Below are 11,836 nucleotides of genomic sequence, written 5' to 3' on the forward strand. Positions count from 1 at the left end.
ATTAATTCGCTTGTAGAGCCAGAGTAATTGCTTGATGGACGGCAAGAAACAGACTGCCTGAGTCAGCTTTGCCGCTGCCAGCTAAATCCAGAGCGGTGCCATGATCCACTGAGGTTCTGATCAGGGGCAGGCCGAGGCTGATATTGACTGAGCGGCCAAAGCCTTTGTATTTTAGCACCGGTAAACCCTGGTCGTGATACATTGCTAATACGGCGTCAGCATCATCAAGGTATTTAGGTTGAAACAGAGTGTCAGCTGGTAAAGGCCCAACCAGATCAATACCTGTGGCCCGCAACTCGGCTAAGGTTGGAATAATGATGTCCAGTTCTTCCCGTCCCAGATGACCGTCTTCTCCAGCATGCGGATTTAAGCCACAGACATAGATCCTTGGCTTAGCAATGGCGAATTTATGCTGTAAGTCGTGATGCAAAATAGTAATAACTTTTAGTAGCCTGTCTCGGGTAATGGCTTTTGCTACATAGGCTAGCGGTATATGCGTGGTAGCCAACGCAACCCTTAACCCTTCAGTTACCAGCATCATCACTACATAGGGACTATTAGACTGATGGGCAAAAAATTCAGTATGGCCACTAAAAGGAATGCCGGCTTTATTAATAATTCCTTTATGAACCGGGCCAGTAACAATGGCGACAAACTCACCTTGTATTACTTTTTCGCCAGCGAAATGCAAGGTGTCTATTACGTATTGACCATTAGCCGCATTAAGCAGGCCAGGCTGTACCGGCTCAGTCAGGGTGAAATCTGCTACGGTTAAGGTGCCGGCTAGCTGAGGTTTAGCCTCAGTTGAGCTATTAAACGGCAATAGTTGTAACGGTATGCCCAGCATTGTTGCTCTTTCGCTGAGTAACGCTGCATTGCCGCAGACAACCAGCTCAACTGGCCAGTCTTGCCGGGAAAGTGTTACAACTAAATCTGGGCCTATACCCGCAGGCTCACCCGGGGTAATGGCAATTCGTAAGGTCATCTAGCTCTCCGGTAATACGTCAATAAAGGCTTCATCGCGTATTTCTTTCAGAAAATTCGTTGATTCTTCGTTAAAGCGTCGGTTGTAAATCATCCGATATACTTGCTCCCGCTTTTTGTCGGCGGTGGCATCGACTATCCGTTTATCCAGAACTTGAGCAATATGCCAGCCATGTTCAGTACGAAACGGCTCACTAATTTCATCAGGAGCCAACCGTTGTAAGGTATCTCGAAATGCCGGTACGAAGACCTGTGGTTCACTCCAGCCCAGATTACCACCGTTCATTTTAGAACCGGGGTCTTCTGAATGTGCTTTTGCTAATTCAGCAAAATCAGCTTGGCCAGCGCGTAACGTTGTCGCAAATTCAATCAGCATAGTGCGAGCTCGTTCTTCGCTGAGGATAATAGAGGGTTTAATCAAAATATGGCGCGAATTAACTTCCTGGATTTCAGCAACGTTCTCGCCTCGAATATCAAATATTGTCAGAATGTGAAAACCTGCACCAGAGCGCATTGGGCCAAGCAGTTCACCTTTCTTTTTATCACGAATGCTTTCTGAAAACAGTGTAGGCATCTCGTTAATATTCATAAAACCTAACTCACCACCCTCTAGCGCTTTGCCACCTGATGACGATGCAATAGCAATTCGACGGAAATCACTGCCATTTTGCAGCAGTTCCATTACTTTATCGGCCCGTTCTTTCGCATCACTAATATCATCGGCTGTTGCCTGACTGGGTATTGCAATAAGAATATGGCCCAGGTTGTACTCTTCGCTAACGGCACCTTGCTCTTCCATTAGTTTTTGCAGACTGTCAACTTCTTGTGGGCTGATATAAATCCGGCGTTGTACACTGCCACGAACCACTTCATTGGTGATAATTTCTTCCCGCAACTTTTCCCGGAAGCGTTCATAATTCCCTTCTTCAGTTTCAACCTTAAGCCGAAAGGCTTCCAAACTAAGGTTTTCACCTTGAGCAATATTGCGAATAGTATCGTCCAATTGTGCATCACTGATTTGTAAACCCATCCGTCCGGCGAGTTGCAGCTGTAAACTGGTTAAGATTAATCGCTCTAGGGCCTGAGTTCTTAACGCTTGATCTGACGGTAAGGTTTGGTTTTGAACCTCAGCATTACGCTTAACGCGGTTTACCACATCGTCAATATCGCTTTGCAACACCACCGTGTTGTCAACAATAGCGGCTACCCGATCGATTTCTTTTTCTGCCGCGATGTTGGAAAAACTTAGACAGCCAATAAAAGCCAGACTGATAACTTGCTGTAACTTCATAAATTCCTACACTAATTAGTTAGTAAATACGGGCGGCGATAGCCAAAAATGCCATTCGACAACATGTCTGTAACGCCAAAACCTGCTTTATCGCCAAAGCCTTTTAACACAAATTGCAAACTGAGACTGCTGTCTAGCTCGCCAAATAGCAAGGCGTTATCGATGTTGGTATCGAGGTTCGCCAGAATATGTCGTCTGGCTACCAGTCGGATAGCCCAGCAACAGGACTCGTATTGCACGCCAAAATTGGCGTCTATCATACGACTATTTGTCACATCACGATAGTAACTGGCCACCAGTTGCCAATTTTTTGCCAAAGGCACCGTGCCAAGCACCCCAAGTTGCTGAATTTCCAATCCTGAGACAGCACGGCTGTAGCGATGGTTCAATTGAACTAGGGTATTCTCACTGCCGCGATAATCCAGACTAGCATTACTTTTTATTAAGTTTTTAGCGTCAATATCATATTGGGTAGCGGCGCTAAAATACCATTTTCGATACCAGTGCCACATCATTTCTGCTGCCAGCACAGAATCAGACGGTGTCAGGTTGTTAGTCAGGTAGGCCGTAACGTCAGTTGGGTCTTCTAAAAAGAAGATTTGACCCAGACTAAAGCGGAAAAGTTCGTTATCAATATTATCGTAAAAACGAGTAGTCCAGCCAACGGTAAGCTGATTGGCTTCGTTTATGCGGTCTATGCCGGAAAAGCGATTTTGCCGGAATAAACCATGGTAATCATCTTGTAAGCGGGTGGTGTCATACAAACCAATCTGGCTTTGCTGGCGGTAGGGAATATATAGATATTGAATTTGTGGTTCAAACGTTTGTAAAGCGGGTTCGCCAAACCAGTCATATTCCCGCTCCATGTTTAAGCGACTATATAAACGCAGAGTAGGTAACACTCGCTGCACAGAATTTTTAATTGCAGCATTTTCTACAGCTGTATTTTGCTGATAATAGGTATAAAGCATGCTGGCTTCAGCGGTAAATTCTAACGCGGGGGTCACAAAGGGTAACCGGACTGTGGGCTGTAAATGTAGCCTGTCTGCTGAGTTTATTAAAGCCTTGTCATTTTGAAAATGAGCATAATTAGCGAGCCAGTCAAATTCAAGTGGGTTGAGTAGCATCATGGGTTTTGCAGAACTTAACGTTACCTCAGGTAAGGTTTTGTAGGCATCGGTGAAATTTCCCAGAATTTCAAAGCCCTGCAGCCGGATCATGCTATTAACCACGCTGCCATAATGGGCCAGAGTAGCTTCTCGGTAAAGTTGGGTGTCGCTTTGGTTGGTATAGTCAGAGCCAAGTTCTGTTAAATAGGCATCGTCACTGACATCGGTAAAATCGATATAGCCACGCCAACTGGAATTAAAATCAGAACGATGGTTAAGGTGGCTAAGGTATCGGCTTCCAAAATCATTTGCTTTTTCGTTGTCAGAACTAAGATATTCTAGTTGTAATGTTCCTTGATGGGCTACCGTTAAATAGCGGAACTCTGACTTTAACTGGGTACCACGTTTGCTCATGTAGCGCGGGGTAAGAGTAATATCGTAATTATCAGCTAAAGTAATGTAGTAGGGTAGTTCGATATCGAGCCCCAGTAACTGCGAGCTACCAACTTTAGGTAATAACAGACCCGTTTTACGTTGCTCATTTACTGGAAATGTCAGGTACGGCAAGTAGAATACCGGAATGTCTTTAATTTTAAACACTGCATTACGGGCAGAACCCCAACCTTCATCGGCCTGAATGTTGATGTCGTTAGCATGCAGCGCCCAGCTGTTATCCGCTACCGGGCAAGTGGTAAATAAAGCCTGATTAAGGCTAATTTGCTCTGGGCTGGCAAAAAGCGTGTCAGCATAGCCACGACCAGCCTGAGCAATAAATTGATACTTAGCATCGGTAATTCTGGCAACGTTATTAACAGTATCGGCGTTAAAAGAACTGGCCGATACTTTTAAGCTACTATCGAAATACTCAATACCACCGTCAGCAAAAATACTTTGTTCACTGCGGCTAAAACGCGCGCTTGGGGCACTTAACAGGGTTTCACGATGAATAATCTCGACATTACCATTAAATACTGCAGTTTGATTACCACTAAGATCAGCAATATCGGAATTTATCCGTACGGCGTTATCGTTGGGGTCTAAAGTACTGAGCACGTCAGGTTGCGCTAAAGGCTGGTAACACATTGGGATCACAGGTTCTTCGGCTTGCAGCTGACCACAAAACAAGCCTGTAATAATTATCCTGCTAAACCATGCTTTCATCCAGTATTCACTGTCTCAGATTTATTATCATTATCTATAAGAGTAGCTGGGTATGATAAATCAATTTTAGATTTCCTGCTAATCCGATATAGTGCGATTCTGCTATAACGGCTGTCAGATTATAGTGGATTAGTGGCTACTCGCCTTATCGTGTAACCAATGAGGGAAGAATTTTGTGGGGTAAAATTATTGGGGCTTTGCTTGGTTTAGCGGTATTAAGGCTGCCGGGTTTGTTTTTTGGTCTGTTGTTGGGACATTGGTTTGATATGAAAATGGGGGGTAAACTTGCCCAATTTCGTGGTGTATTCCGTGACAATGAAGATCAGCCTGGCGTTTTTATGTACAGCACCTTTGCCACAATGGGCCATATTGCCAAGGCAACCGGAGTCGTAACGGCTGCGCACATTCGCCAAGCCAACCATTTTATGCAGCAACTGGGCTTGAATGACGCTCAACAACAAGAAGCACAAGCTGCTTTTCGGGATGGCAAGGCCAGTAACTTCCCGCTAATGGCTCAGCTGCAACAGTTTTATCAGCAATATCGGCATCAGGGCGATGTCTTGCAATACTTTATAGAAATTCAGTTAGGTATTGCCAATGCTGAAGGCCCAATGACGTCCGAGCAATATGGGTTGTTGCAACAGGTGGCTCAACAATTGAGTGTGTCGCGATCACAATTAGACAACCTACTCGCCGCCTATCGTGCTCAGCAGCGATTTAATCAACGCGATAACCAAAAACCAGCGGCTAATGCTGTGCAAGATGCTTATAAGGTGTTGGGTGTCAGTAGTGACTGTACTGAAAAAGACTTAAAACGTGCTTATAGAAAACTAATGTCACAACATCACCCTGATAAGCTTATGGCTAAGGGTGTACCGGCAGCCATGCTAGATGTCGCAAAGCGCCGTACCCAGGAAATTCAGGCTGCTTATGAGTTGCTAAAAAGCCGCTATTGAAGCAAACCTGTATGCAGCTAGCTTTTATAAACCAATACTGGAAAGCCAGCCGGTGATTTCCTTTAATACCCAGGCATGTACGTCAGCATCATAAGAAGTGCCGGTTAACTGGCGTTGTCGATACTGGTTTTTCAGGTTACGCTCAGCCAGTTGCTTTCTTAATTTAAGGTTGGCATTAGCAAAACGGTTGTCCCTTTGATGGCTAATATCCAGAGTCGGTACCTTCTGATTAGCAATGTGAGTTGCCAATTCCCGATTTAATTTATCATCAGCCAGATAAGCGCTCAGCATGATAAAGGCAGTGGGTTCGGCTAGCTGGTCTGAAGCATAAAGTTGATTTAGTAGTGCAGCGCTATTGCCTTTGGCTATAACAATGATACTGCCTGCTTGCTGTTCTGCTTGGCCGGTAGCGGTAATAAGACGTTCTGCCAGTTGTTGTTGATAGTCTGCAGTGGCAACATTGGCTTCAAATAGGCTCGCGTCAGGTGCCATTATTGCCAAGGTGTCCCAACCGTAGTCGTTAAGTTGCTGGCGCAGTGCATCAAGTTGGTTGGGGCTGGCAGCGTGTTCGCTAGCGTCGGCAACCAGGATAGCGGTGCCTTTAGTATCGCTGGTTAAGGCTTGGCGTTGTAATGCCATGAAATTACCGCTGGCGCTGGTTAATTCTGTAAGCTCACTTGACAATATTTGTCGGCGCAAATCTTCTTGCCATAATTGCTGTTTGTCCGGTGTAGTAGCGCTGGTAACATTTACCCACGCTAAAGTGAACAAAATAAGTACACTACTCCAAAAACGTCGCATCATGCTCTGCCTTAAACCGATATTTTATATTATCGGCTAAGTCAGACAGAACTTTATACCGAGGTTTAAATGGTGTTGGCAGCGTGAATATACTCTGGAAAAGTAAACATAACTTTTGTGTCATGGCTAAACTTCACATAACTGTCACCTTTTTCAATTACCACTACCGCTAACGACGGCTGCATAATAAAACAAAATTTAGTAGGTTTAAATTCTGCAAGCGCCTTGGCCATTTCTCTTAATTGATGGTTAATTGCCAAGCGTTGCGTTTCATTTTCATCGGTACAAACATGGGCTTCTTGCACCAATGTTGCCGGTTGTTCCGCCTGAAGATGAAAGGTGATACAGGCTAATACTGTGATGGTTACACAGTAACGACTTATAGCATGCATGAGGTGTATCCTTTTAAGGCTGCATTACAGCTTAAAACTATCAGCTTCTCTGGGATGCGGCAATAAAAAAAACCGCCAATATTGGCGGTTTTTAGCAAAGCATAAGAAAATTAACGAATTACAGGTTCTTTTACTTTAGCTGTTACTTTTGCTTCAATGCGCTGATTAGCGGCATGTGCTGCTGAAGTATTGCCCTGAACACGTAAACGAGTCACGCCATAACCTACAGAAGTAATACGAGCTGATTGAACGCCTTCGCTGGTCAGAATGTCGGCAACTGATTTTGCACGACGCTCTGATAAACGCATATTGTAAGCTGGGTTACCAATATTAGAGGCGTGTCCTTCAATAACGACTTCTGATTCAGGGAAGCGCTTCATAAAGGCGGCTAATTGGATAACTTCAGTCTTCTGATCCGCAGACACTGCAGCAGAGTCAAAACCAAATTTTACTTCGATATCAACATCACCAACGCGTTGCATTTCTTCAGTGAATACCGTACAACCCTGAGCATCTACTTTGTGGTTTGCGGCGGTATTTGGGCAACGATCGGCATTATCAAGTACGCCATCGGCATCGCTATCAGCAACTGGTGCTGGTTGAACCGGTGCTGGAGCTGGTGCTGGCATAGGCGCTGGTGCAGCAGCAGCACCAAACAAGTAAGTCACACCAAGTTTAATACCGGCATCGGCATAGCTTTCATCAATGCCTTGATAACGATTCATTTCACCAAATAAACCGAAATTCTGATTAATGAAGTGTTTGTAACCAACACCAATATTAAAAGCTGAGGTGTCTTGAACTGCATCCATGCGCTTTAAACCACCAACCAGGTAAACTGCTGGCATATTGGACAAATGATACATGACATCAATACCTAAACGATTACCGCCGGCATCAGAGCCATTTAGTTTTGAACTCAGGTCTAACTTGGCAAACTCAGCACGAATAGCCCAAGTTTCTGTCAGGTAATAACCAATTTCAACACCGTAACCGAAGTCTTTCTCCATAAAGTTCCAAGAAGCAGATTCAGTTTTATCAGTGTCAGGCAGGTAGTATTCACCAAATAAAGAACCGAATACTCTGTTTTCAAGATTAGCTGCAGTTGTTGATTGAGCAAAAGCTTGAGCGCTGATAAAAGGCAGGGCAGCCAGTACAGCAAGTGTAGTAATTTTAAGTTTCATCCATTTCTCCTTAGATTTATCCAACATTACAATAGTACAGATCTATTACGCTTGCCTATTGTCATGCAATCATTATTATAAAGCGCTTTGATTAGAATTCGTTGTTAATTGCAACTATTTAGTAAAAACAGTACAAAGATAAATTATTTAGCAACCTAACGAGCTGCGTATAATAAGCCAGTTAACTGAATGTGAGGTTAATAATTGTGAGGAAAACTAAAACGGGCATTTTACAGAAAAAACAGTTTCTTTTCCAGTTACAGGATGAAACAGCGATAATGTTTCTGCATGTAACTGTAGCCGGTTAGCCGCCGCCAGGTTTATTGGGTCGGCATAAAACTTATCACCGAGGATAGCATGCCCCAATATTTGCATGTGCACCCGAAGTTGATGTGAGCGACCGGTAACCGGAGTTAACGCCAACCTGCTGCTATTGTTTGCCCGGCTTAACACCTGATAGTGCGTTACAGATGCTTTACCGCGCTGGTAGCAAACCATTTGTTTAGGTCGGTTTGGCCAGTCACAAACAAGTGGCATATTTATGGTGCCGAAGTCGGCCGTGACCCAGCCAGCTACTCTGGCGATATAAAGTTTACTGGTTTGTCTTAACTGAAACTGGCGGTTAAGTTGACGCTGGGCGTCAGCATGTAAAGCCAGCACCATAACGCCCGAGGTCGACATATCAAGCCGGTGCACAATACGGGCGGTGGGGTATACCAATTTTACCCGGTACTCCAAGCTATCCCAGTGTTCTGCGGCTTTGCCGGGAACGGACAATAAACCACTGGGTTTATTCAATACCACGATATCATTATCCTGATAAATAATATCAAGGTAGGGTTGCAGGGGTGGTTGATAATGAAATGTATTCATATTAATCGTGACTAACCACGATAACTCTTATTGCGTCCAGTTTTAGACGCGCTTTACCAATAAGGTCACTAAGTTGCTGCTGCTGATTGGCCAAAAAATCGATTTCCTGCTGTCGGATTAGGGGATTAACTAGCTTAAGCGCCCGCAATCGTTGTTGTTCACTCTGTAATGCCTGTTGCATTTTCGTTAATGCAGTTTGGCGCAGTTGCGCCAGTTGCGCCAGCGCGACCGGCTCGCTATTAACCAGCAGAGGATGAATTAAACTTTGCAGAGCGTTAACCAACTTACTGGCAGTTTGCCGGCCTACCGGTTTTAACTGCCGGTTAAAATTGTCAAAGGGCACTTTAGCGGATAAATCTTTACCACTTTTATCCAGCAGTAAGCGGATTGGGGTGCTGGGTAAATAGCGACCCATTTGCAGTTCTGCCGGCGCACTCGCTTCAACAATATATATAAGTTCGATAAAATAATTGCCAGCGGGTAAGGCTTTATTAGGTAATAAGGCAACTGCGGTATTACCGGTATTATCGTTTAATAATATATCCAGAGTGCCGGTAACCATGGGGTGATCCCAGCTTAAAAACTGAATATCCTCCTGTGCCAGTGCGGTCGCTCTGTCAAAGGTAACGGTAACACCATCATCTTCTAAGCCGGGGTAAGCACAGCGTAAGTGTTCAGCTGGGGTTAGCACTATACTGGTATCGGAGCGGTCTTCCTGATTAACGCCCAATAAATCCCATGCCTGAAACATAAACATGGGTAGCTGAACATCAGTGTCCATTTTTGCGATTTTTTCAGCCAGTTTTTTTGCCCGCTGGCCGCCAGCAGAGTGCAGCTCCAGTAATTTATCCCTGCCTTGTTCCAGTTGTTGTTGTAGTTGCTGATGACGTTGTTTACTGTTGGCAATTAACTGCGCAATTGCTTCTGCTTCAGGCTGTGGCTCGGCCAGTAATGCGATCAAAACCGGTGCTGCCTGCTCATACACAACCCGACCGGTCTGGCAGGTATGACTAAAAGCATTTAAGCTTTGCTGATACCACTCGAATAACAGATGTTGAGCGCTATCTTTAAAATATGGGATATGGATTTGAATATCATGTTGTTGGCCAATCCGGTCCAGCCGGCCAATGCGCTGTTCCAGTAAATCAGGGTTAAGCGGCAGATCAAACAGCACTATATGTTGGGCAAACTGAAAGTTACGGCCTTCACTACCAATTTCTGAACACACTAGTATCTGAGCACTGTAATCTTGCTGGGCAAAATACGCTGCAGCCTTATCACGTTCAATAATAGACATGCCCTCATGAAATACCGCTGCCCGGATGCCTTCTTTTTGGCGCAGTGCTGCTTCCACCGCTAAAGCTGTTTCGGCTGCAGCACAAATTAGCAGAAACTTAGCCGGCTTGTGCTGTTTTAATAAGGCGGTTAAATAGTCTATTCTCGGATCAAACTGCCACCATTGGCTGCCACTACCTTCAAACGACTGAAACACTTGCTCAGGAAATAAATTGGCCTGCACCCGTGCCGCTAAGGGACTATTTTTATTCAGGCTATGCTGTACTTTCAGCGCATTTTGATACTGCTCTGGCAGCTCAAGCGCTACGGGTAGGGGTTGTCTTAATGGAAACCCTTTAATACTGGCGCGACTGTTGCGAAACAAAATGCGGCCGGTACCATGGCGGTCAAGTAATTTTTCCAGTAAGTGTTGCCTGGCCTGTTCAGCCTGTTCAGCCTGTTCAGTTGCTGGTTGGCATATTATTGCCAGCTCACTGTTAATGTCAGTCTCGCTGATTAGTGCACGAAGTTCAGCGATCAGCTGCTCAGATAACGTGGTGCTAGTCAGTAATTGTTTGGCCGTATTCGCTACCTGCTGGTACTGCTGTTCTTCATCAACAAACGCCTGGTAGTCATAAAACCTATCGGGATCTAACAGGCGCAAGCGGGCAAAGTGACTCTGATGGCCTAACTGGTCTGGGGTGGCAGTGAGCAAAATAACTCCGGCAGTGTCCTGAGCCAGGCTTTCAATGCAGCGATATTCCTTACTAATATGTTCAGCTGACCAGGCTAAATGATGCGCTTCATCAACAACCAGTAAATCCCAGTCACTACTTTGTGCTTGTTCCAGCCACTGCTTGTTACTACTAATAAATTCCAAGCTGCATAGCACCAGCTGGGCGGTATCAAAGGGGTTACTAACGTCCAGTTGTGACTGCTGACAGCGTTCTTCATCAAATATCGAGAAGTGCAGATTAAAACGACGAAGCATTTCAACCAGCCACTGATGCTGCAATGATTCAGGCACTACAATCAATACCCGACGGGCTAAACCACATATCAATTGTTGATGAATAATTAAACCCGCTTCAATCGTTTTCCCCAGACCGACTTCATCAGCTAGTAGCACCCTGGGCGCATGACGGTTGGCCACTTCTTCGGCAATATACAGCTGATGCGGGATTAAGCTCATCCGTGCGCCTTGCAAGCCCCGTAATTCGCTTTTTTGCAGGCGGTACTGTTGCTGCCAAGCTTGATATCGCAGGGTAAAATGGTCGAACCGATCAATTTGGCCGGCAAATAGTCGGTCTTGTGGTTTATTAAAGCTGATAAAATGGTCCAGAAAAATTTCTTTTAATGCCACCTGCTCATCATTATCAAGACGATTACCCTGGTATATCAACGTGTGCTCTAAGGTGGTTATAGCCGTAACTTTTAGGCTAAAGCCTTCGGCACTTTTAATTTCATCACCCACATTAAACGCCACGCGGGTAAGTGGGGCCTCGGCTTGGGCATACTGACGTGTTTCACCAGCGGCAGGGAACAATACTGTCAGCATCCGGCCCTCGATAGCGACTAAAGTACCTAAACCAAGGTCAGATTCTGTATCGCTGATCCAGCGTTGTCCCAAAGCAAAATTCATATCACATTACCACCATAAAAACGGGGCGCCATGGTACTAGTAAATCAATAAAACTGCATCCAATCAGTTGGGTTTATTTTAACCTTGCCGATTGTCATGCTGTTGTCATTATAGAGTTGCAGAGTGTTTTAACTGCTGATTACAGATTTTATTTTAGAATCAAGCGCC

Annotated in this window: 9 protein-coding genes; 1 reads left to right on the forward strand and 8 read right to left on the reverse strand. The window is 44.9% G+C overall.

Annotation, left to right across the window (positions count from 1 at the left end; all coding sequences use genetic code 11):
• Nucleotide 1: 1 nt before the first annotated feature.
• Genes pdxA through VT06_RS02495 form a run of 3 tightly spaced genes read right to left on the reverse strand, consistent with a single transcriptional unit; the run spans nt 2 to nt 4,545 of the window.
• Nucleotides 2-985 carry a 4-hydroxythreonine-4-phosphate dehydrogenase PdxA gene (gene pdxA, locus VT06_RS02485; protein ID WP_046552672.1) on the reverse strand — a complete coding sequence of 328 codons (984 nt, stop codon included), beginning with the start codon at nt 983-985 and terminating at the stop codon, nt 2-4.
• Nucleotides 986-2,275: a peptidylprolyl isomerase SurA gene (gene surA, locus VT06_RS02490; protein WP_046552673.1), complete on the reverse strand. Its 1,290-nt coding sequence runs from the start codon at nt 2,273-2,275 to the stop codon at nt 986-988. It abuts the gene before it with no gap.
• Nucleotides 2,276-2,286: 11 nt separating this feature from the next.
• A complete protein-coding gene (locus VT06_RS02495) occupies nt 2,287-4,545 on the reverse strand; it encodes an LPS-assembly protein LptD (RefSeq protein ID WP_046552674.1) in 2,259 nt (752 codons plus the stop codon).
• A 173-nt stretch (nt 4,546-4,718) separates the two neighbouring features.
• On the opposite strand from VT06_RS02495, the gene djlA reads away from it, so the two are divergent.
• A complete protein-coding gene (gene djlA / locus VT06_RS02500) occupies nt 4,719-5,501 on the forward strand; it encodes a co-chaperone DjlA (protein ID WP_046552675.1) in 783 nt (260 codons plus the stop codon).
• Nucleotides 5,502-5,525: 24 nt separating this feature from the next.
• Here djlA and VT06_RS02505 read toward each other — a convergent pair whose 3' ends face one another.
• The 5 genes from VT06_RS02505 to rapA all read right to left on the reverse strand — a co-directional run bounded on the left by VT06_RS02505 (nt 5,526) and on the right by rapA (nt 11,668).
• Nucleotides 5,526-6,305: a DUF3530 family protein gene (locus tag VT06_RS02505; protein WP_082122423.1), complete on the reverse strand. Its 780-nt coding sequence runs from the start codon at nt 6,303-6,305 to the stop codon at nt 5,526-5,528.
• Between the two features lie 62 nt (nt 6,306-6,367).
• Complete coding sequence (locus VT06_RS02510) at nt 6,368-6,694, reverse strand: hypothetical protein (protein WP_235357333.1); 327 nt, start codon at nt 6,692-6,694, stop codon at nt 6,368-6,370.
• 110 nt (nt 6,695-6,804) lie between these two features.
• Entirely contained in the window at nt 6,805-7,905 is a 1,101-nt protein-coding gene (locus VT06_RS02515; RefSeq protein WP_235357334.1) for an OmpA family protein, read from the reverse strand.
• Between the two features lie 189 nt (nt 7,906-8,094).
• On the reverse strand, nt 8,095-8,751 hold the full coding sequence (locus VT06_RS02520) for a pseudouridine synthase (RefSeq protein ID WP_046552677.1): 657 nt from the start codon (nt 8,749-8,751) through the stop codon (nt 8,095-8,097).
• A gap of 1 nt (nt 8,752) precedes the next feature.
• A complete protein-coding gene (rapA, locus tag VT06_RS02525) occupies nt 8,753-11,668 on the reverse strand; it encodes an RNA polymerase-associated protein RapA (protein WP_046552678.1) in 2,916 nt (971 codons plus the stop codon).
• Between the last annotated feature and the right edge of the window lie 168 nt (nt 11,669-11,836).

The organism is Arsukibacterium sp. MJ3, assembly GCF_000987765.1.
GTDB lineage: Bacteria > Pseudomonadota > Gammaproteobacteria > Enterobacterales > Alteromonadaceae > Alishewanella.

Coding starts and splice junctions, on each gene's coding strand:
- VT06_RS02505 (WP_082122423.1), bottom strand. CDS start 6,305: ATGATGCGACGTTTTTGGAGTAGTGTACTTATTTTGTTCACTTTAGCG.
- VT06_RS02495 (WP_046552674.1), bottom strand. CDS start 4,545: ATGAAAGCATGGTTTAGCAGGATAATTATTACAGGCTTGTTTTGTGGT.
- VT06_RS02510 (WP_235357333.1), bottom strand. CDS start 6,694: ATGCATGCTATAAGTCGTTACTGTGTAACCATCACAGTATTAGCCTGT.
- VT06_RS02515 (WP_235357334.1), bottom strand. CDS start 7,905: ATGTTGGATAAATCTAAGGAGAAATGGATGAAACTTAAAATTACTACA.
- rapA (WP_046552678.1), bottom strand. CDS start 11,668: ATGAATTTTGCTTTGGGACAACGCTGGATCAGCGATACAGAATCTGAC.
- VT06_RS02520 (WP_046552677.1), bottom strand. CDS start 8,751: ATGAATACATTTCATTATCAACCACCCCTGCAACCCTACCTTGATATT.
- pdxA (WP_046552672.1), bottom strand. CDS start 985: ATGACCTTACGAATTGCCATTACCCCGGGTGAGCCTGCGGGTATAGGC.
- surA (WP_046552673.1), bottom strand. CDS start 2,275: ATGAAGTTACAGCAAGTTATCAGTCTGGCTTTTATTGGCTGTCTAAGT.